This is a genomic window from Nakamurella leprariae (assembly GCF_016918035.1).
Taxonomy (GTDB): domain Bacteria; phylum Actinomycetota; class Actinomycetes; order Mycobacteriales; family Nakamurellaceae; genus Nakamurella; species Nakamurella leprariae.
Genome location: NZ_JAERWK010000012.1, coordinates 104494 through 125819 on the forward strand (window position 1 = coordinate 104494; position 21326 = coordinate 125819).

General features: G+C 73.9%; 14 protein-coding genes. 7 read left to right on the top strand and 7 right to left on the bottom strand.

Going from position 1 to position 21326, the window contains the following annotated elements:
* Window positions 1-8 precede the first annotated feature (8 nt).
* Entirely contained in the window at window positions 9-497 is a 489-nt protein-coding gene (locus tag JL106_RS10235; RefSeq protein WP_205260607.1) for a succinate dehydrogenase hydrophobic membrane anchor subunit, read from the bottom strand.
* Window positions 494-925: a succinate dehydrogenase, cytochrome b556 subunit gene (sdhC, locus tag JL106_RS10240; protein WP_205260608.1), complete on the bottom strand. Its 432-nt coding sequence runs from the start codon at window positions 923-925 to the stop codon at window positions 494-496. The genes JL106_RS10235 and sdhC overlap by 4 nt, the downstream gene beginning before the upstream one ends.
* A gap of 379 nt (window positions 926-1304) precedes the next feature.
* Between sdhC and JL106_RS10245 the strand changes: the two genes are divergently transcribed.
* Window positions 1305-2468: an adenosine deaminase gene (locus JL106_RS10245; protein WP_205260609.1), complete on the top strand. Its 1164-nt coding sequence runs from the start codon at window positions 1305-1307 to the stop codon at window positions 2466-2468.
* Between the two features lie 83 nt (window positions 2469-2551).
* On the opposite strand, the gene JL106_RS10250 is transcribed toward JL106_RS10245, so the two are convergent.
* The gene (locus JL106_RS10250) at window positions 2552-3853 is read right to left on the bottom strand and encodes a primosomal protein (RefSeq protein WP_205260610.1); all 1302 of its coding nucleotides are present in this window, start codon (window positions 3851-3853) and stop codon (window positions 2552-2554) included.
* Between the two features lie 305 nt (window positions 3854-4158).
* On the opposite strand from JL106_RS10250, the gene JL106_RS10255 reads away from it, so the two are divergent.
* Window positions 4159-4452 (top strand): DUF5302 family protein, encoded by a 294-nt coding sequence (locus tag JL106_RS10255; protein ID WP_205260611.1) that lies wholly within the window; start codon window positions 4159-4161, stop codon window positions 4450-4452.
* Between the two features lie 98 nt (window positions 4453-4550).
* Here the strand turns inward: JL106_RS10255 and JL106_RS10260 are convergent, their stop codons facing one another.
* Window positions 4551-5915, bottom strand: coding sequence for an FAD-dependent oxidoreductase (locus tag JL106_RS10260; RefSeq protein WP_205260612.1), 1365 nt, complete (start codon window positions 5913-5915; stop codon window positions 4551-4553).
* Window positions 5916-6157: 242 nt separating this feature from the next.
* Between JL106_RS10260 and deoC the strand changes: the two genes are divergently transcribed.
* Window positions 6158-6955 carry a deoxyribose-phosphate aldolase gene (gene deoC, locus JL106_RS10265; RefSeq protein ID WP_328841991.1) on the top strand — a complete coding sequence of 266 codons (798 nt, stop codon included), beginning with the start codon at window positions 6158-6160 and terminating at the stop codon, window positions 6953-6955.
* Window positions 6956-6991: 36 nt separating this feature from the next.
* Window positions 6992-7645 (top strand): uracil phosphoribosyltransferase, encoded by a 654-nt coding sequence (upp, locus tag JL106_RS10270; protein WP_205260614.1) that lies wholly within the window; start codon window positions 6992-6994, stop codon window positions 7643-7645.
* 42 nt (window positions 7646-7687) lie between these two features.
* Here the strand turns inward: upp and JL106_RS10275 are convergent, their stop codons facing one another.
* Window positions 7688-9322, bottom strand: coding sequence for a phospho-sugar mutase (locus tag JL106_RS10275; protein ID WP_205260731.1), 1635 nt, complete (start codon window positions 9320-9322; stop codon window positions 7688-7690).
* Window positions 9323-9373: 51 nt separating this feature from the next.
* Window positions 9374-10210 (bottom strand): purine-nucleoside phosphorylase, encoded by an 837-nt coding sequence (locus tag JL106_RS10280; RefSeq protein WP_205260615.1) that lies wholly within the window; start codon window positions 10208-10210, stop codon window positions 9374-9376.
* Between the two features lie 232 nt (window positions 10211-10442).
* On the opposite strand from JL106_RS10280, the gene JL106_RS10285 reads away from it, so the two are divergent.
* Window positions 10443-12182: a serine/threonine-protein kinase gene (locus tag JL106_RS10285; RefSeq protein ID WP_205260616.1), complete on the top strand. Its 1740-nt coding sequence runs from the start codon at window positions 10443-10445 to the stop codon at window positions 12180-12182.
* Between the two features lie 25 nt (window positions 12183-12207).
* Here JL106_RS10285 and JL106_RS10290 read toward each other — a convergent pair whose 3' ends face one another.
* Window positions 12208-13752 carry a glutamate--cysteine ligase gene (locus JL106_RS10290; RefSeq protein ID WP_236007365.1) on the bottom strand — a complete coding sequence of 515 codons (1545 nt, stop codon included), beginning with the start codon at window positions 13750-13752 and terminating at the stop codon, window positions 12208-12210.
* 589 nt (window positions 13753-14341) lie between these two features.
* Between JL106_RS10290 and JL106_RS10295 the strand changes: the two genes are divergently transcribed.
* Together JL106_RS10295 and JL106_RS10300 are read left to right on the top strand one after the other, a co-directional pair.
* A complete protein-coding gene (locus tag JL106_RS10295) occupies window positions 14342-19933 on the top strand; it encodes a DUF7927 domain-containing protein (RefSeq protein WP_205260617.1) in 5592 nt (1863 codons plus the stop codon).
* 128 nt (window positions 19934-20061) lie between these two features.
* Window positions 20062-21318, top strand: coding sequence for an amidohydrolase (locus tag JL106_RS10300; RefSeq protein ID WP_205260618.1), 1257 nt, complete (start codon window positions 20062-20064; stop codon window positions 21316-21318).
* Window positions 21319-21326 lie beyond the last annotated feature (8 nt).

The window sequence follows — 21326 nt, forward strand, 5'->3', positions numbered from 1 at the left end:
GTGCTGCGTCAGCTCCCCATGGACGGGTCGAAGGTGAAGATCACGAAACTGCCCAGGCCGACGGTGAGCACGACCGAGACGGCCAGCAGCACCTGCAGCCAGAACCGGGTGCCGGGGCGGCGCGAGTAATCGTTGATGATGACCCGCAGGCCGTTGGCCCCGTGCAGCTCGGCGAGCCACAACATCGCGAGATCCCAGATCTGCCAGAACGGCGACGCCCAGCGGCCCGCGACGAAGCCCCAGTTGATGCGGTGCACACCGCCGTCGAGCACGTTCATGATCAGCAGGTGGCCGAGCACCAGCACGACCAGCACGATGCCGGACAGCCGCATGAACAGCCACGAGTACATCTCGAAGTTCGAACCGGTCCGCACTCGACGGCGGGGCGCCCGGGGCGCCTCGATGCCGCGGCTGGACGCGTCGCTGGTCGAGGCGACGGCACCGGACAGATCAGGCGGGAGGGACCCGACCGGGGAGGACGCAGTCGGGTTGGTCATTCCGCACCTCCGAACATGACCCGGACGGTGCGCTCCATCATGAAGTACACGCCGGGCACCATGACGACGAACCAGACGCCGAGCTCGATCCACAGCATCAGGCGCTGGTACTTGGGGCCCTTCGACCAGAAGTCGATGAGCATGATCCGGATCCCGTTCAGCGCGTGGTACAGCACGGCGCCGACGAGCCCGACCTCCATCAGGTTGACGAAGGGGTTCTTGTACAGCTCGATGATCTCGTTGTACGACTCCGGGGAGACCCGGACCAGCGAGGTGTCCAGCACGTGGTTGAACAGGAAGAAGAAGGTCAGCACCCCGGTGATGCGGTGGGCGACCCACGACCACATCCCGGCGTCACCCCGGTACACCGATCCGCGGCGTGGCGGGGGGACGGTGACGCTTCCCCGGCTCTCGACGGTTTGGGACATGATCGGTTCTCGACCTCCGACATCGGTGGCGGGGCTGGACCCGCACGGGCGTCCGTCGACCCGCTCTGGCCTGGTCACACTCCTGCGGCGACGGTGTGAGCGACCGGACCCGGGGTGGTCCCCGGCAGGGGCTCGACCGATGCTATCTCCGCCGTCGGGACCCCAACGACCTGCGGCCATGTGACGTGACGGACAGTGAGATCAGCATCCGTGTCGGGTGGGCGTCCGACGGGCGTGTGAATGCCGTACGGATGACGGGCGGCGGGCCGGAGACCGGCAGGCGTCCGGCGGGCGACGGACCGGTGCCCGACCGCCGGTCCGGGTGGGGCGACCGGCGTGGGCGGCCCGCCCGCACCGACCATCTGGCTAGCGTCGGGACATGGCGTCTCCCGATCGGTCCACCGACCTGCCCGACGCCCACCGGGCCCGGCCGGGTGCGGCCGCGCAGCCGCTGACCGACGCGGCCATCCGCAGGGCGCCCAAGGTGCTGCTGCACGACCACTTGGACGGCGGGTTGCGCCCGGCCACCCTGGTCGAGCTGGCCGAGGTCTCCGGGTACGCCGGCCTGCCGACCACCGACGTCCCGGCGCTGGCCCGCTGGTTCTCCGAGTCCGCCTTCTCCGGCTCGCTGGAGCGGTACCTGGAGACCTTCGTGCACACCGTCGGGGTGATGCAGACCCGCGAGTCACTGGTCCGGGTGGCCTCGGAGTGCGCCCAGGACCTCGCCGACGACGGGGTCGTCTACGCCGAGGTCCGCTTCGCCCCGGAGCTGCACGTCGAGCAGGGTCTGGAGCTTGCCGAGGTGGTGCAGGCGGTGCTCGACGGGTTCGCGGCCGGATCGGCCGCCGCGGCCGAGCGGGGCCGGCCGATCCTGGTCCGCGCCCTGCTCACCGCGATGCGGCACGCCGCCCGGTCCCGGGAGATCGCCGAGCTGGCCGTGCGGTTCCGCGAGGACGGGGTGGCCGGGTTCGACATCGCCGGGGCCGAGGCCGGCTTCCCGCCCACCCGGCACCTGGACGCCTTCGAGTACCTGCGCCGGGAGAACGCCCACTTCACCATCCACGCCGGGGAGGCGTTCGGGCTGCCGTCGATCTGGGAGGCCATCCAGTGGTGCGGGGCGGACCGGCTGGGTCACGGGGTGCGGATCGTCGACGACATCAGGACCGACATGAGCACCGACCCCGGGGGCCGCGACGCGGAGCTCGGTCGGCTGGCCGCCTACGTGCGCGACCGGCGCATCCCGCTGGAGATGGCCCCGACGTCGAACGTGCAGACCGGCGCGGCCGCCTCGATCGCCGAGCACCCGATCGGCCTGCTGACCCGGCTGCGCTTCCGGGTCACGGTGAACACCGACAACCGGTTGATGTCCGGCTGCACGATGACCAGCGAGATGCTGGCGCTGGTCGAGGCGTTCGGCTACGGCTGGGACGACCTGGAGTGGTTCACCGTGAACGCGATGAAGTCGGCCTTCCTGCCGTTCGACCAGCGGCTGGCCGTCATCCGTGACGTCATCAAGCCCGGCTACGACGCGCTGCGGGCCTGATGGTCTAGGCCCAGGTTCGCTCGTTCCTCGCTCTCGCGACTCATCCGGTGCCGGGCCTGACCGTCGAGCCCGCCGACGGGTGACTACCTGGCCGCCGGGTCCCACTCCAGCGTGATGGCGAACCGGTCGACCAGCACCGTCCACGCCGCGACCTCGTCGTCGTACGGCGGGGCCGGCGCGAGTCGGTCCGGATCGTCCGAGGTGATCGAGCCGACCAGGTTGCCCAGCGGGGTGGCGCTGGACAGTGCGTCGGCCGTCTCGCTGTCGCCCCGGGCGTCCCCGGCGTCGCTGAGCAGCTCGACGGCCAGCTCCAGTTGGTCGGCGTCCACCGCGCCCGGCCCGGTGAGCAGCTGCTCGGCCAGCCCGTCGAGCCGGTAGGTGTTGGCCGCGTCGACCAGCACGGCGGCGTCCCCACCGCTGACCGCGTCGCGCACCTCGGCCCAGAAGTTCAGCTCCGAGAGCCGGTGCCGCGCACCCGGTTCGGCGATGAAGTCCTCGAGCGCGTCGGGCGAGGAGAACGTCAGGATGCGGCCGCCCCGGGACAGGAACACCGGCTCGTCGTCCAGGTAGCCCCGCAGCGACCAACCCGTCCGCCCGGCCACGGTGATCTGGATGCAGTCGATGCCCGCCTGCTCCCAGAAGAGCAGGTCGGCGTCGCGCTCCTCGGCTGGCTCGGCGGTGTCCCGCTCGAAGTCGGCGACGTCGGAGGCGTCGGCGCCGAACTCGTCCTCGAGCTCCTGCACGCTCTCCGCCGATGCGGCGGCCACGGCCGCCTCCATCGCCGCGACCTCGCGCTGCGCGGTCTCCACCGCGGCCCCGTCGACCTCGGGGGTGGTGACCAGCTGGTCCAGGGCGTCGACCACGTCGTCCCAGCGCTCGGCGACCACGGCGCCGATCTCGTCCCACAGTTTCTCGCCGGTGCGCCCGGCGAACGCCTGCTCGCCCAGCGCCAGCGCGGCGAAGCCGTCGGAGGCGCCGAGGACCTCGTCGATCACCGCGATGTCGCACACCTCGGCGAGCGACCGCAGGATGGCCACCGTGTCGGCCAGCTCGGCCAGCGTCCAGATGTCAGGGGTCTCGGCCACCAGGTCGGGGACGCCGATGATGTCGAAGCGATGGTCGTCGTCCGGGGTCAGCTCGTCGGCCAGGAACCGGGCGGCCGCCGGCCACTCCGGGTGGTCGATCAGATCGTGCTCGGTGGCGGTGCGGGTGAACGCGGCCAGGTGCGCGACGGTGGGGAAGACGTAGAGGTCGTCCCCGGCGCCGAGGAAGGCCTCCCAGTCCTCGCCGTCCTCGTGCCAGGTGGGTGCCCATAAGGTGATGCCGGTGCCCTCGGTGAGACCCAGGCTGATCGGGACGATCTCCGCTGCCATCTCCGCTGCCATCGATCGCAGTCCTTTCCCGGCTGTACCGGCGTACGGGGCTGACCCCTGGCGTGCCGCACCGCCCTGGGCCGACCCGGACCGGGTCCACACGGGCGGTTGCACCCCGGTGGCGGGGCGGCGCTCAGCGTAACGGCCCGGGTCGGAATGAGGTGGCCGCCGGGTGACCGGAGGGCAGAGGATGGGCGCTCATCCGTGGAACGGTCGTCCGGACGGTGGGCCTGCCGGGCGAGCCGCCACCATGGGCTCACGATCGGCTCTGGGCAGTCATGGACGGCTGCGCGGGGCATCGCACACCTGGAGGAACGATGACCGACCGAGCCGGACAGCCGCCCGCCGCATCCTCGGACAGTGCCGACCCGGCCGCCGCCGTCGGCGCCCCGAGTGCCGGGGCCGGTCCGGGCGTCGACCACGAGGCACCAGACCACGAGGCACCAGACCAGGAGGCGCCCGCCGACCGCGGGAGATCGGCGTTCCAGGCGGCCATCGAGCGCAAGCGCACCGCCGGCCAGGCTCGGTCCGCCCACCTGGACGGGCATGGCGTCAGCGGCGCCACCGCCAGCCACAAGTCGACCCGCACGTTCCGCCGCAAGTCGGGCTGAGCGGGGCCGGCGACGACAGCGAGTCCGGGTCGTCCGACGGGGCGACCCGGGCCCGGCCCCACCGAAGGAGGGTCCGGCTGACCGGTCAGAGCGACCGGTCAGCTGCTCGCGGCGGCGATCCCGGTCATCTCGGCGCGCGAGGTGACCTTGATCCGCTCGCGGGACTCCGGCTCGCCCAGCGACCGCTCGTACGAGTCGAGGCGGTCCCAGCCGGCGAAGTCGGTGATCGGCAGGCCCTTGGCCAGCAGCATGGCCCGCACCTCCTCGCGGGAACGGTGCGGCGCCGGCGCCAGGGTGGCGGCGTCGGCCAGCAGGTTGGCCACGGTCTCCGAGGCGTCGGACTTGGTGTGGCCGATCAGCCCGACCGGTCCACGCTTGACCCAGCCCGTGGCGTAGATGCCCGGCATCGGGGTGCCGTCCAGGTCGAGCACCCGGCCCGCCTCGTTGGGCAGCACCAACTTGGCGGTGTCGAACGGCAGGTCGTCGATCGCCTCCGAGCGGTAGCCCACCGCGCGGTAGACGGCCTGCACGTCCCAGGTGGTGAACTCGCCGGTGCCCCGGACGTTGCCGTCCCCGGTCAGCTCCATGTGCTCGGTGCGCAGGCCGGTGACGCCGGTCTGCTCGTCACCGAGGATCTCCACCGGGTTCTCCAGGAAGTGCAGGTGGATGCGCCGGTGCGGCCCGGGCTGCGCGTCCCGCATCGCCCAGTCGGAGAGCACGTCGACGACCATGCGCAGGCTCTTGCTGCCGGCCATCTCCCGCTCGGAGGCCTCGTCGAACTCCATGCCCTCCGGGGCGACCACGCACTGCACGTTCGGCGAGTGGTCCAGCTCGCGCAGCTCCACCGGCGTGAACTTGGCCTGGGCCGGACCGCGCCGGGCGAACATGTGCACGTCGGTGATGGTCGAGTCGGCCAGCACGCGGTGCACGTGCGGCGGGATCTCGGTGTAGAGCAGTTCGTCGCCGGTGCGGGCCAGCAACCGGGCCACGTCCAGGCCGACGTTGCCCACGCCGATGACGGCGACGGCGCGCTGGTCGGACAGGTCCCAGGTCTGCTCGCGGTCCGGGTGCGAGTCGTAGAAGGCCACGAAGTCGGCCGCCCCGTAGGAGCGGGGCAGGTGGTCGCCGGGGATCTGCAGGTCGCGGTCCCGCTCGGCGCCGGTGGCGAAGATGACGGCGTCGTAGAACTGGCGCAGTTCGTCGACCTTGACGTCGACGCCCACCTGCACGTTGCCGAAGAACTGGATCCGGGGGTTCTCCATGACCCGGTGCAGCGCCACGATGATCTGCTTGATGCGCGGATGGTCGGGGGCGACGCCGTAGCGGATCAGGCCGTACGGGGTGGGCAGCCGGTCGTAGAGGTCGACGGTGACGTCGTCGTCCTGTTTGGTGAGGATGTCCGAGGCGTAGATGCCGGCCGGTCCGGCGCCGACCACGGCGATCCGCAGGGGCAGGGACGACATACGGCACTCCTCGACGACGACTTCGGACGACAGCACTGGGACAACTCGCTCACGGACGGACTCGGTACGGGCGCCGGCGGGCATCCTCGTCGGGCGCGACCCGGCACGCCGTCGGGCGTCGGGGTCTCCTCGCATGCCCGGCCGGACGACGCGCGGACGCGCCGGGCCGCGACGCACCGAACCGTGGCCAGCCTAGCGGCGCAACGCCCGGGCCACGGTGGACGTGGGCCGGGTCACCTGCTGTGCTGGCGTCCGGCCGGCAGCCGCTCCGCCCCGGGAGGGGGCGCGATCGTGCGGCGACGGCCACGGGCAGCGACCACCACGGTGAGGCGGAGGACGACATGCGGCGGGCGGAACTGGCGGCACACCTGGACGTGACCCTGTTGCGGCCCGGGGCGACGGCGGAGGACGTGCGCGCGCTGTGCGAGCAGGCCATGGAGGTCGGGGCGGCGGCGGTGTGCGTGTCACCGTCGCGCGTGCCCGACGCGGTCGCGGTGCTGCAGGCCCGGGACGGCGCCGCCGTGCCGGTCGCGACGGTGTGCGGGTTCCCGTCCGGCGCCCACCGCACCGTGGTGAAGGTGACCGAGGCGTCCACAGCGGTGCACGAGGGCGCCGGCGAGATCGACATGGTGATCGATCTGGGACTGGTCAAGGACGGAGCCTGGGACGCGGTCGAGGCCGACATCACCGCGGTGCAGTGGGAGCTGGACCAGCACCCGGCGGTCGCCGACGGGGCCCGGCCGCTGGTGAAGGTGATCTTGGAGACCGCCGCGCTGACCGACGAGGAGATCGTGCGGTGCTGCCGGGTCGCCGAGGCGGCCGGGGCGGCGTTCGTGAAGACCTCGACCGGGTTCCACCCGGCCGGTGGTGCCTCGGTGCATGCGGTGCAGCTGATGGCGAGCACGGTCGGCGGACGACTGGGCATCAAGGCCTCCGGCGGCATCGCCGACACCGCCCAGGCGCTCGCCCTGATCGAGGCGGGCGCCACCCGGCTCGGGGTGTCCCGGGCGGCCGCCGTGCTGGCCGACCTGACCGACTGACCCGCCGGGCCGACCCCGCCGATTAGCCTGCGCACCATGCCCGCCGCGCACGAGATCCCCGACGGCCTCGACGTCACCGTCGTCGACCACCCGCTGGCCGCCGCCCGGTTGTCGACGATGCGGGACGCCCGCAGCGACAACGCGACCTTCCGGGCCGCGCTGCGCGAGCTGACCTTGATGCTGGTCTACGAGGCGACGCGCACCCTGGCCACCGACCTGGTGCCGATCCACACCCCGGTGGCCCGGACCAACGCGGTGCGGCTGGCCACCCCGCCGCTGCTGGTCCCGGTGCTGCGGGCCGGGTTGGGCATGGCCGACCAGGCCCACGCGATGATCCCGGAGTCGCAGATGGGTTTCGTCGGGCTGGCCCGGGACGAGGCCACGCTGCTGCCCACGCCGTACCTGGAGTCGCTGCCCGAGACGCTGGCCGGCCGGCCCGTCTACGTGCTGGATCCCATGCTGGCCACCGGCGGGTCCATGGCCCACACCATCGGCCTGCTGGTCGAGCGTGGGGCCACCGACGTGACCGCGATCTGTGCGCTGACCGCGCCGGAGGGTCTGGTCACGCTGGCCGCGTCGGGGTTGCCGGTCCGCGTCGTCACCGCGTCGGTCGACGAGCGGCTCAACGACTCGGGCTACATCATCCCCGGTCTCGGGGACGCGGGGGACCGGCAGTTCGGCGCGGTCTGATCGCCGGTCTGATTGCGGTCTGATTCGCGGGTGACCGGGCGCTCAGCCCGGCAGGTCCAGCAGCCCGGCGACCTCGTCCCGCAGGTCGCGCAGCCGGCCGCGGCACGTCCGCCGGACCTGCTCGGGTGCCGTCCCGGCCGGCACCGGCTCCGACACCTCCAGGTAGGCCTTGAGTTTGGGTTCGGTCCCGGACGGCCGCACCACGGCGCGGGCCGTCGACGTGCGCAGCACCACGCCGTCGGTGCGGGGCAGCAGATCGGTGTACTCGGCCGGGTCGCCCAGCAGCCGGTCCGGCCGGGACGCCCGCAGCCGGCGCATGGCACCGGCGATCACGGCCACGTCGTCCACCCGCACCGACAGCTGGTCGGTGACGAACATGCCGTGCTGGCGCGCCAGATCGTCCAGCCGGGACGGGAGGTCGCGACCCTCGGCGCGCAGCCGGGCGGCCAGGGCGGCGGCGACGACGGCCGCCGAGATGCCGTCCTTGTCCCGCACCCCGTCCGGGTCGACGCACAGCCCGAGCGCCTCCTCGTAGCCGAAGACCAGGCCGGTGCCCTCCCCGTCGCCGGCCCGCACGATCCACTTGAAGCCGGTGAGCGTCTCGTCGTAGCGGACGCCGGCCGCCGCGGCCACCGAGCGGAGCTGTTGCGAGGACACCACCGTGGTCGCCACCAGCGGGTCCGGGTGGATGGTGCGGTCGAGGATGCCCAGCACGAGATCAGCCAGCAGCACGCCGGTCTCGTCCCCGGTGAGCATCCGCCACCCGTCGCCGGTGCGAACCCCGATCGCGCACCGATCGGCGTCCGGGTCGAGCGCCACGGCCAGATCGGCGTCCACCTCGGCCGCCAGCGCCAGCAGCAGGTCGGTCGCCCCGGCCTCCTCCGGGTTGGGGAACGGCACGGTCGGGAAGTCGGCGTCGGGCACGGCCTGTTCCCGGACCACGTGCACGTCGGTGAAGCCGGCGTCGTGCAGCACGCGCACGGCGAGATCTCCGCCCACGCCGTGCATCGGGGTGAGCGCGATGCGCAGCTGCCGCGCCCCGGCCGGCGCGCACCCGGTCGCCCGGGCGGCGTACCGCTCGACCAGGTCGACCGGCCAGGGCCGGACCGCGGCCGGATCGGCGGGCACCGCGTGCACCGACCGGACCGCCGCGATGGCGGCCTCGATCCGGGTGTCGTCCGGGCCGACCAGCTGCACCCCGCCGGCCAGGTACACCTTGAGTCCGTTGTCCTGCGCCGGGTTGTGGGACGCGGTGACGTGCAGGCCGGCCGCCGCGCCCAGCTGCCGCACCGCGAAGGCGGTGACCGGGGTGGGCAACGGCCGGTCGGCCAGCAGCACGGTGCAGCCGGCCGCGGCCAGTACAGCGGCGGCGTCGGCGGCGAACTCGGCCGAGCGGTGCCGGGCGTCGAAGCCGACGACGACCACGGCGCCCGGGCCGGCCGTGGCCCGCAGGTGCGCGGCGATCCCCGCCGCGGCCCGACGGATGACGGCCGCGTTCATCCCGGCGGGACCGGCCCGCAGCGGTCCGCGCAACCCGGCGGTCCCGAAGATCAGACCGGCGCCCATCCGGTCCGCGAGATCTGCGACAGCCACGGCGTTCCCGGCCATGGCGTCGGCCAGCACCCGCTGCAGCTCGGTCCGGTCGCCGGGGTGCGGATCGTCGGCCAGCCAGGCCATCGTCGCGTCGCGGAGCTGGGGCGTGAGCCGGGCCGTCGGCGAGGTCACGACTCAGGCCCTGGCGATCAGGGTGGCCAGCAGGTCACCCATCCGTTCGGCCGCGGCCCGCCCGGTGTCCAGCACCTCCTGGTGGTCCAGCGGTTCGCCGGACATCCCGGCGGCCAGATTGGTGACCAGCGACAGACCGAACACCTCGGCGACGCCGGCGGCGCGGGCGGCGATCGCCTCGAGCACGGTGGACATCCCGACCAGGTCGGCGCCCAGGGTGCGCAGCATCCGGATCTCCGCCGGGGTCTCGAAGTGCGGGCCGGGCAGTTGCGCGTAGACGCCTTCGGCCAGGCTCGGGTCGATGGAGCGGGCCAGTTCCCGCAGCCGCGGCGAGTACAGGTCGGTGAGGTCGACGAACTGCGCCCCGACCAACGGGGAGGTGGCGGTCAGGTTGAGGTGGTCGGCGATGAGGACCGGTTGGCCGGGCCGCATGTCGGCGCGCAGCCCACCCGCCGCGTTGGTCAGCACCACGGCCCGGGCGCCGGCCGCGGCGGCCACCCGGACCCCGTGCGCCACCTGGGCGACGCCCCGGCCCTCGTACAGGTGGGTGCGACCGAGCAGCACCAGGGCGTGGCGGTCGCCCACCCGCACGGACCGCACCGTGCCGCCGTGTCCCAGCACGGTCGGCGCGGCGAATCCGGAGAGCGACCCGATCGGCAGTTCGGTGTCGGCCGGCCCCAGCCGGTCGGCGGCGCCGGCCCAGCCCGACCCCATGACCAGCGCCACGTCGTGCCGTGACACCCCGGTCCGCTCGGCCAGTTCGGCGGCGGCCTGCGCGGCCAGCGCCACCGGATCACCGGTCGAGCGGCTGGTCGAGCTGCTGGTCGGGTCAGCGGTCATCGGGCGGCTCCTGACTGGGGCGGTCGGCAGGGAGAACGGCAGGACGGACGGCGGGGAGAACGGCAGGGCGGACGGCAGGGAGAACGGTAGGGAGAACGGTGGGGCGGTCGGTGACCCGGTGCGAGCAGCGTGGCAGGTCGCCGGTGACCCGGTCGAGCGGGGCCGGGATGAGGGCCCGTCGCCGCCGGGACGGGTGGGGCCCGGGCGGAGGACGGGCTGGCACGATGGGGGGATGACATCCGCCGACCCCGGGAACCGATCCGGGCGACCGCCGGGTGCCTCGGGGGGGTCGGGGAGCGCTGCTGCACCGGGGCGGTCCGGCCCGCCCGGCGCCGGCCGGGTGCTCTCCGGCCGGTACCGGCTGGATGCCGTGCTGGGTCGCGGATCGATGGGCACGGTGTGGGCGGCGACCGACCAGTTGCTGCATCGCCGGGTCGCGCTCAAGGAGATCAACGTCCCGCCCGGCACCGGCCGGTACGAGCAGCAGCAGCTGGCCAACCGCACGCTCCGGGAGGCCCGGGCGGTCGCCTCGCTGTCCAACCCGTACGTGGTGACCCTGTTCGACATCCTGCAGCCCGCTGACGGTCCGGTGATCGTCATGGAGCTGCTGGACGCCCGGGCGCTCAGCCAGGTGCTGGCCGAGCAGGGGCCGCTGCGGGACGGCACCGCGGCCACCATCGGGGTCGCGGTGGCGTCCGGGCTGCTGGCCGCGCACGCCGTCGGAATCACCCACCGGGACGTGAAGCCGGCCAACGTGCTGATCTGCCGGGACGGCCGGGTCAAGCTCACCGATTTCGGCATCGCCCGCGGCGTGCAGGACCAGGCGCTGACCGCGACCGGGCTGCTGCTCGGCTCCCCGGCCTACATCGCGCCCGAGGTGGCAGCCGGGCGGCGGGCCATCCCGCAGTCGGACGGTTGGGGGCTGGGCGCGCTGCTGTACGCCTGCCTGGAGGGTCGGCCCCCGTTCGACCGGGGCGAACCGATCGCCACCCTCACCGCGGTGGTGCAGGACCCCGTCCCGCCGTTCCCGCGAGCCGGTCGGCTGGCCCCGGTGCTGGCCGGCCTGCTGGTGAAGGATCCACGCGGCCGGATGCCGTTGGCCGACGCGGTGCCGATGCTGCGGGCCGTCGCCGACGACCCCAGCGCCACCATGTTGCGGTTGGGTCGGCCGGGCCCGGCCGGTGGACCGGCTGCGGGCGGGGTGCCGTCGCACGCCGCGGTGACCCGCGCCGTGCCCCGACCGCCGGGCGCGTTCCGCCCCGGTCCGCAGTCCGGGCTCCCGGCCGGTGCGCCGGTCGGACCGGTCGGGCGGGTCGGGGGGACGGTCGGACAACGTCCGGTGGACCACCGCCCCGGACAGCGCCGTCCCCCCGACCAGGCACCGGTCACGGAGCGACCGCCGGTCCCACCCGCGGGCGGCCGGCCGCAGCCGGCCGGGCACCACGCCCGGCACGACACCCCGCTCGAGGCGGAACCCGGTGTGCCGCAGCACGTTGCGTCGCCCGACGGGGAGGCCCGGACGGCCCTGCTGCCGGCCGGTGAGCCCGCCGCGGGGCCTGCGGGTCAGCACGGCCGGCACCGCTCCGGACCGACCTCCGCCGCGGATCCCGACCCCGCCCCGTCCCCACCGTGGGCCCCGGCGGCGCCGGGATCGTCCGCGTCGCAGCTCGGGGCTCCGCCCCCGCCATGGGATCGCGAGCAGGCGGCCGGGCTGTCCCCGCTCCCCGTGGCCGGCGCCGACGCCGCCGCGGCGGGGACCGGGACCGGTGCGGCGGACGTCGGACCGGACTGGTCGCCGGGCTGGCAACGGCTCGGCCGCCGCCGGGTCATCCTGCTGGCCGCGCTGATCGGCGTGCTGGTGGCCGTCGCCGGGTTCCTCGGCATCCGCGCCATCGGGTCCGGCGCGGCCGCGGAAACTCCGGTGGTACCGCCCGTCTCGAGCGCTGCCGGAGTCCGGCCCGGACCGGGCTGACCGTCCGGGCCGATCAGCCCGCCGGTCAGTCCGCTGTCGGCCAGCTGTGTACCGGGTCGTTGGTGTGCATGTGCCGGGCGTACCGGTGCAGCATCTCGGCCAGCGCCTCGTCCCGGGTCGCGCCCTCGCGTTCCAGCGCGGCGACGGTGCTGGTCTGCCACCTGGCCCCGTTGCGGCGCGTCAGGCACCGTTCCCGGATGACGCCGAGGTAGCGGTCACGGACCACCTGGTCGACCCCGCGGCGGGCCAGTCCTTGGTCGGCCAGCGGCAGCAGGTGCCGCAGCACCAGCTCGTCCCACGGCACCTGCCCGAACCCCGGCCAGTAGAAGGTGGCGTCGACGCCGACCCGCGCCCCCTCGACGAAGTTGGCGGTGGCGGCGTCGAACGACATCCGGGTCCACACCGGGCGGTCCTCGGCGGCCAGCATCTCCACCGCACCGTGGTAGAACGCGGCGTTGGCCAGCGCGTCCAGCACCGTGGGACCGGCCGGCAGCACCCGGTTCTCGACCCGGACGTGCGGAACGCCGTCGACCACGTCGTAGACGGGACGGTTCCAGCGGTAGACGGTGCCGTTGTGCAGCCGCAGCTCCTGCAGTCGCGGGGTCCGCCCGGCGGCCAGTTCCGCGGCCGGGTCCTCGTCGGAGGTCTCCGGCAGCAGCGCCGGGAACCAGCGCACGTTCTCCTCGAACAGGTCGAAGATCGAGGTGATCCACCGTTCCCCGAAGAACACCACCGGCCGCACGCCCTGGTTGGCCAGTTCGGGGGAGCGGGTGTCGGTGGCCTGCAGGAACAACTCGATCCGGGTCTCGGCCCACAGCCGCCGGCCGAACAGGAACGGCGAGTTGGCGCCGAGGGCCAGCTGGGGCCCGGCCAGGGCCTGGGCGGCGTTCCAGTGCGCGGCGAACCGGCGCGGCGGCACCTGCGAGTGCAGCTGCATCGACGTGCACGCCGACTCAGGGGCGATGGTGTCCGCGTACAGGTGCAGCCGCTCCACCGGCATCCCGTGGAGCGGTCCGGGAGAGGAGATGTCGAGCTCGATGTTCTCCCGGCGCGCGGCGAACACCGCCCGGTCCAGGGCCTGGTACCGGGGGTTCGCGCTCATCCAGTCCGTGTCGAAGTGCTCCGGCCGCAGCGTGGGCAGGATGCCGATCATCACGATCTCGCTGTCGGCCGGCTCGGCCATGGCCGTGGCGTGGTCCAGCGACGCGCGCAGCATCGCTTCCAGGTCCAGCACCTGGCTGCCGGACCAGGTCCGTGGCGGCACGTTCAGCTCGATGTTGTAGCGGCCGAGTTCGGTCTGGAACGCCGGATCGGCGATCCGGTTCAGGACCTCGGCGTTGCGCATGGTCGGCTGTCCGTGGGCGTCGACCAGGTTGAGTTCGATCTCCAGGCCGGTCATCCGCGACTCGTCGCCGTCGAACGACTGCCCGGCCAGCATCCGCTCGAAGACGTCGAGGCACCGCTGCACCTTGGTGCGGAACTTGGCCCGCTGGGCCCGGGAGAACAGGCCGTCGGCCGGCTGCTCCGGTCCGGCGGAGGCGTCGAGGTCACCTGCCAGGTCGTCACCCATCGGGTCCGTCCTTCCGGATCGTGCTGAGCGGTCGTACCGGCAGCGGTCGTACCGGCAGCGGTCGTACCAGCAGCGGTCGTGCCGTGCCGTGCCGCTGTCGCGCTCGATCCTGCTGCATGCGCCGGCGTGGTGGCCGCTGACCCGGGGACACGTCGCTCCGGACAGCCTCGACGCGACCACGGACGGGGCCACGACGGGCGCCACCGGACCGTCCTCCGTCTCGCGTCGGCCGGCGGAACGATGCCACAGTCGCACACTGTTCGTGTTTGATCGGTTGCGCTCCGCTACCGCGTCCATCACGATGTGGCGGTCCGGCGACCGGTGCAGGTCCGGAGCCGCGACGACGCCGGCGATGCGTCCCGATGCGGATCGGATCGCCCCGGCCGTCGTCGCGGGTCCGACGTGCCGCGTCCGGCGGATGTGCGGTTGGGGAGCAACCGCGCGGGTGCGCGGGCCGGACAGCTCGCGTCGACGAGGGGGCGCCGGGGTGACCCGAGCATCGATCTGGCCGTTCAACCGTGCCGCACGGCACGGGACGGGGGAGACCGGCAGGAGGCGGACCGGGCGCTCCGGTCGCCGCCGGCCGGCGATGACCGCGGCGGCGCTCACCGCCACCGCACTCATCACCCTGGCCGCGGCGGTCCCGGCCGGGGCGGTCATCACCCCCACCAGGATCGGGACCGGCCCGGCACCCGCGCCCCGGCTGGTGCCTGCCGCCACCGCGACCACCGCGGTGGTCGAGGTGAACACCGGTGGCGACCGGGTCGGCGTGAGCGGGGTCAGCCCGCTGGCCGGCGTCCAGCTCGGCCTGTTCGCCGGCGAGGGCGACGCGAACCCGGTGAACACCAGCTGGGCGCTCTGCACCTCCGACGGCGACGGCGACTGCAGCTTCCAGGTCCCGGACACGCAGTCCGGCGGGGCCAACCGCAACGCCCGGTACTGGGTGAAGCAGGTCGCCGCACCCGCCGGGTGGACCGTCAACGCCACGCTGCGCACCGGCGACGCCGACGGCAGCGGCTCGCAGGCCACCCCGTACGCGTTCCGTACGCCCTCGTTGCGGGCCGGCAACACGTACACCTCCGGCGAGGACTTCATGACCGGCGGGTCCTACGACCGCACCGCCTCGGGCGGGGTCTGGCAGACCTCGCGCAGCAACCCGGTGGCCGGCGACTGCGGGCTGGACGTCGCCCTGGTGCTGGACGTCTCGGGTTCCGTCGGGTCGAGCATGCCGGCGCTGCAGGCGGCCGGGCGCACCCTGGTCAACTCGCTCATCGGCACCCCGTCGTCGGTCGGGCTGTTCACCTTCGCCAGCACCGCGCCCGCGAACAGCTCGAACAACCGCAACCGGCCGGTCGTCCCGGTGTCCACCGCGGCGGGCGCCGGCATGGTCAACGGCTGGATCAACGGCACCTCGTCCGGCGGTGGCACCAACTGGGACCGCGGGCTGGCCCAGGTCGCCGCCTCGGACAGCGACTTCGACGTCGCCATCGTCATCACCGACGGCAACCCCAGCTTCTACGGCTCTCCGACCAAGGGTCCCGGCGACTACACCCGCTTCGTCGAGGTCGAGAACGGCATCTTCTCGGCCAACGCCGTCAAGGCCGAGGGCACCCGCGTGGTCGCCATGGGGGTCGGCGCCGGCGTCTCCGGCTTCCCGCAGAACCTGGCCGCCATCTCCGGGCCGGTCGTCAACTCGGACTACTACCAGACCGCTGACTACACCGTGGCCGGCCAGGCCCTGCGCGCGCTGGCCCTGGAGAACTGCGCCGGCTCGGTCTCGGTGGTCAAGGAGGTCATCCCGCCGGGCGGCACCCTGGTCGACGCGCAGCCGGCCGCCGGCTGGACCTTCGACGCCACCGCCGCGAACGCGACGGTCACCCCGGGCTCCGCCGTGACCGACGCGACCGGCGGCGTCTCCTTCGACCTGGCCTTCGCCGACGGCACCACCTCCAGCCCGGTCACCGTCACCGAGACCCAGCAGGCCGGCTACTCGCTGGTGTCGCAGGGCGGGGCGAACGCCGTCTGCACGAACCTGGCCAGCGGTACCCCGGTGCCGGTGACCAACGCCGGTCCGACCGGCTTCACCGTCGCCGCGGACACCACCGCGCCGATCAGCTGTGTCGTGGTCAACCAGGCCCCGACCCCGCAAGCCGCCGTCCAGGTCGAGAAGCAGTGGGTGGTCGACGGGGTGGCGTACTCGGACGGCGCGCAGCCGGCCGGGCTGGTCGCCTCGCCGACCGTGAACGGAGCGCCGGCCACGTTCGGCGCTCCGGTGTCGGGGTTCACCGCCGGCGACACGGTGACCATCGACGAGGTGGCGACGGTGCTGCCGGGCTGCACCGTGATCAGCGCGACGGTCACCGCGGCCGGGACGTCGCTGCCGGCGACCATCACGCTGCCCGGTGGGCTCACCACCGTCTCCCTCACCAACACGGTGTCCTGCGACAGCAGCCTGACGCTGACCAAGGAGGTCGCGATCGGCGACGCCGACCCGGCCGGTTGGGTGCTCACCGCGACCGGCCCGGACGGATCGCTGACCGGACCGACCGGCGGCACCGGAGTGACCGCACAGGTGACTGCGGGCGAGCCGTACACCCTGACCGAGACCGGCGGTGACCCGCGCTACGTCCAGGCCGTCGATGACACCGGCCGCGCGCAGTGGAACTGCACCGCCACGCTGGCAGGCGGGCCGTTCGACAGCACCGAGGCCGCCTCCGGCACCGTGGTCGTCGGCCTCGGCGAGCAGGTCACCTGTACCGCGGTGAACGTCACCGCCGAGGTGACGCTGGCCAAGCAGGTCGTCAATGACGCCGGCGGCACCGCCGCCCCGGGCGACTTCCAGCTGACCGCCACGCCGACCGGCACTGTGCCGCCGGGCCTGGGCCCGGTCACGGTGCCGGGCAGTGCCGCCGGCGCCGTCGCGCTGCTGCGCCCCGGCCAGCCGTACGCGCTGACCGAGGCCGGTCCGGCCGGCTACACCGGGTCCGTGGCGTGCAGTGTGGACGGCGGCGCACCCCAGCCGGCCACCTCGGTCACCGCGCAGGCCGGCCAGAGCGTGGTCTGCCAGTTCACCAACGACGACATCGCGCCGCAGCTCACCCTGGCCAAGGTGGTGGCCAACGGCGCCACCGGGGGCACCGCCGTGGCGGCGGACTTCACCCTGACCGCGGTGAACGGGGACGCCACCATCACGGGCGCAGCCGGCTCCGCGGCGGTGACGGACCAGACCGCGTCGGCGGGCACCTGGACGCTCAGCGAGGACGGGCCGGACGGCTACTCCGGTTCGGTCTGGACCTGCGCCACCGCGGCCGGGGTCCCGGTCGCCGGCGGTGACCAGGTCACCCTGGAGCTCGGCCAGGACGTCACCTGCATCGTCACCAACACCGCCGTCGCCCCCACGCTGACCCTGGTCAAGCAGGTGGTGAACAGCAGCGGCGGTTCGGCCGAGCCGGAGGACTGGACGCTGACCGCGTCCGGCCCCGTCACCGTGAGCGGGACGACCGGCTCCGCCGAGGTCACCGACGCAGCGGTGGCGACCGGCACCTACGACCTGCGGGAGGCGGGACCGTCCGGGTACTCGCGATCCAACTGGACGTGCACCGGCGCATCGGCCAGCACGGCCGACTCGGTCACCGTCGCCCTCGGCGACGAGGCGACCTGCACCCTGGTCAACACCGATCAACCGGCCACCCTGACGTTGGTCAAGGACGTGGAGACCGGCACCACCGGCTCGACCGCGGTGCCGGCCGACTGGACGTTGACCGCCACCCCGGACGGCATCGCCGGCCAGCCCGTGGTGTCCGGCAACGGCGATCCCACGAGCGCCGGCGGCGTCGCCCTGGTGTCGGTGTTCGCCGGCGAGTACGTGCTCACGGAGCGCGGCCCGGACGGGTTCACCGAACTCGGCTGGCAGTGCCAGGGCGCGGTGGTCGCGCCCAGCGACCTGGGCATCGAGGTGTCCGTCCCGTCCGGCGGCAATGTCATCTGCACCGTCACCAACACCGCCGTCGCGCCCACGCTGACCCTGGTCAAGCAGGTCGACAACGGCAGCACCGGCGGCACCGCGGAGGCAGGCGACTGGACGTTGACCGCGGACGGCCCGACCCCGATCTCCGGCGTCACCGGCGCTCCGGCCGTCACCTCGGCGCCGGTCGCGGTGGGCAGCTACACGCTGACGGAGTCCGGGCTGCCCGGCTACACGGCGGGGCAGTGGGAGTGCGCCATCGACGGCGGCGGTCTGGTCACCGGTGACACCGTCACCCTGGCCGAGGGCCAGGACGCCGTCTGCAGCATCGTCAACACGGCCGTGTCGCCGACGCTGACCCTGGTCAAGTCGGTGACCAACAGCCACGGCGGCACTGCCGTGCCGACCGACTGGACGCTGGCCGCGACCGGGGCCGACGCCGAGTTCTCCGGGACCACCGGATCGGCCGCCGTCACCGCGGTCGAGGTGCCGGTCGGCGAGTACGACCTGGCCGAGACCGGCGACGTGCCCGGGTACGTCGCGGGTGGCTGGACCTGTGTCGGGGCCGGTGACCTCGTCGCCGGGCCGGGCTCCGCGCTGGGCATCAGCACCGGCACGGTCACCCTCGGCCTCGGCGACGAGGCGGTCTGCGCCATCGTCAACGCCGACCGCCCGGCCGACCTGACCCTGGCCAAGGTGGTGGACGCCGGTCAGACCGGTTCGCCGGCCGTGCCGGCCGAGTGGACGCTGACCGCCACCCCGGTCGACCTGCCGGGTCAGCCGGTGGTGTCCGGCTCCGGCGATCCGCTGCAGATCGGCGGCGTCGACGAGGTGCCGGTCTTCGCCGGCCAGTACCGGCTGTCCGAGTCCGGCCCACAGGGCTGGACACCGGGCGACTGGACCTGCACCGGCGGGCAGCTCGACGGTGACCTGGTGACCGTGCCGACCGGCGGTGAGGTCAGCTGCTCGATCACCAACACGGCGCAGCCGGCCACGCTGACCCTGGTCAAGCAGGTCGTCAACGGGGACACCGGCGGCACGGCCGTTCCGGCCGACTGGACGCTGACGGCCACCGGCCCGGTCACCGTCAGCGGCACCAGCGGCGCCGCGGCGATCACCGCCGCGGTGGTGCCGGTGGGGAACTACACGCTCTCGGAGTCCGGGCCGGACGGGTACATGGCCGGCAGCTGGGTGTGTGACGGCGTCACCATCGAGGCCGGTCGGATCACCGTCGGCGTCGGCATCGACCTGACCTGCACGGTGACCAACACCGCGCAGGCCCCGACCCTGACGCTGGTCAAGCAGGTGGACAACGGCAACACCGGCACCGCCGAGGCGAACGACTGGACCCTGCAGGCGGCCGGGCCGGTCACCGTGTCCGGCGTCACCGCGTCGGACGGCGTCACCGCGGTGTCGGTGCCGGCCGGCGAGTACACGCTGTCCGAGACCGGTGGTCCGGATGGCTATGTCGCCTCCGGCTGGATCTGCTCGGACGCGCCGGACACCGTGGTCGGCACCGTCACGCTGATCCTGGGCGCGGACGTCACCTGCACCATCACCAACTCGGTCGCCCCGGCGCCGGGGTGGGAGCTGGTCAAGACGGCGGATCCGGTGACCGAGACCCAGGTGGTGGCCGGTACGCCGATCACCTACACGCTGACTGCGACCAACACCGGCAACGTGGCCATCACCGGGGCGCAGGCGGTCGACGACCTGTCGCAGGTGCTGGACCTGGCCGACCTGCAGGGCCCGCTGCCGGCCGGGTTGACCCTGGACGGCGCGGCGCTGAACTGGGCGCTGCCGGAACTGTCCTTCGGCGGGACGGTGAGCGTCTCGTACACGGTGGTGGTCAGGGCCGGGCTGGACACCGGCACGCTGATCAACACCGCCGCGCCGGTGGGCGACACGGGGGGCAGCTGCGGCGAGTGCGGCACGCTGCACCGCATCGTCAGCCTCACCCCGATCCCGACCAGCAGCTCGACCGGGCCTACCACCACGACCACGGTCTGGACCAGCCCGGACCACGGCGGCGGCAATGGTGGCGGCGGCAATGGTGGGGGCGGCAACGGCGGGGGTGGCCACCACGGTGGCGGCAACCTGCCCGACACCGGCGTGCCGGCCAGCGCCTACCTGCTGTGGGGCGCCGCCCTGCTGGCCGGCGGTCTGGCGCTGCTGTGGTTCAGCCGGCGGAACCGGGCGACCGGAGCCCACCGCTGAACGGGTCCTGACGCGTGATCGGGGCGCCCCGGAGCCTTGGGCATCCACCCGGCTCCGGGGCCGTCCCGTCCGCGTCGGCGGCGCGCTCGGCTCGGCCCGCCCGAGGAGGCGATTACCCTCTGACACCTATGGACCCGACCTCGCCGACCCCGCGTCTCGTGTCCGTTCCCGACCCCGCCGAGGTCGTCGATCTCGGCGCCGGGCGGGGCCCGGCCTGGCTGGACGCAACGTTGGCCGAGCGGCTGCCCGACCTGGTCCGGCTCCGGCGGGACGTGCACCGCCATCCCGAGCTGGGTCGCCGCGAGTCGGCCACCACCGCGCTCGTCGTCCGCACTCTGCGGGACGCGGGCATCGCCGCCCGGGTGCTGCCCGGTGGCACCGGCGCGGTGGCCGACATCGGGACCGACGGGCCGCTGATCGGGCTGCGCGCCGACATCGACGCCCTGCCGATGCGCGAGACGACCGGCCTGCCCTACGGCTCGACCATCCCGGACGTGGCCCACATGTGCGGTCACGACGCGCATCTCACCGTGCTGCTGGGCGCGGCGCTGGCCCTGCACCGGGCGCCGCAGCTGCCCGGCCGGGTGCGGGTGATCTTCCAGCCGGCCGAGGAGATGTTCCCCGGCGGGGCGCACGACGTCGTCGCCGCCGGCCTCGTCGAGGGCATGCAGTCGATCTTCGCGTTGCACTGCGACCCGCGGCTGCCGGTCGGTCAGGTGGGCATCCGGGTCGGGCCGATCACCTCGACCTCGGACGTCATCGAGGTCCGGGTGGCGGGGCCGGGCGGGCACACCTCGCGGCCGCACCTGACCGCTGACCTGGTGTACGCGCTCGGCCTGCTGATCACCGGGCTGCCGGCGCTGCTGACCCGGCGGATGGATCCCCGGGCCGCGGCGGTGATGGTCTGGGGGGCCGTGCACGCCGGACAAGCGCCGAACGCCATCCCGCAGGACGGCGTGGTCCGCGGCACGCTGCGGCTGATGAACCGGGCCGCGTGGGACTCGGCCGAGCACATCGTGCGGTCGTTGGTGTCGGAGATCCTCACGCCGACCCGGGTGGAGTACGAGCTGACCTACAGCCGAGGCGTGCCGCCGGTCGACAACGACCTGGTGTGCTCGACCCTGCAGCGGGCCGCGGTGGAGCGGGGGCTGGGTCCGGACTCGGTGGCGACGGTCGAACAGTCCAGCGGCGCCGAGGACTTCGCGGTGTACCTGGACCACGTGCCGGGGTCGCTGGCCCGGCTCGGGGTGTGGGACGGGGTGCGGGCGCCGGTCGACCTGCACTCGCCGCAGTTCGTGCTGGACGAGCGGGCGCTGGCCGTCGGGGTGCGGCTCACCACCCACACCGCCCTGGCCGCACTGGGTGTCGACCGGGTCCTGGGCTGAGCGATCTC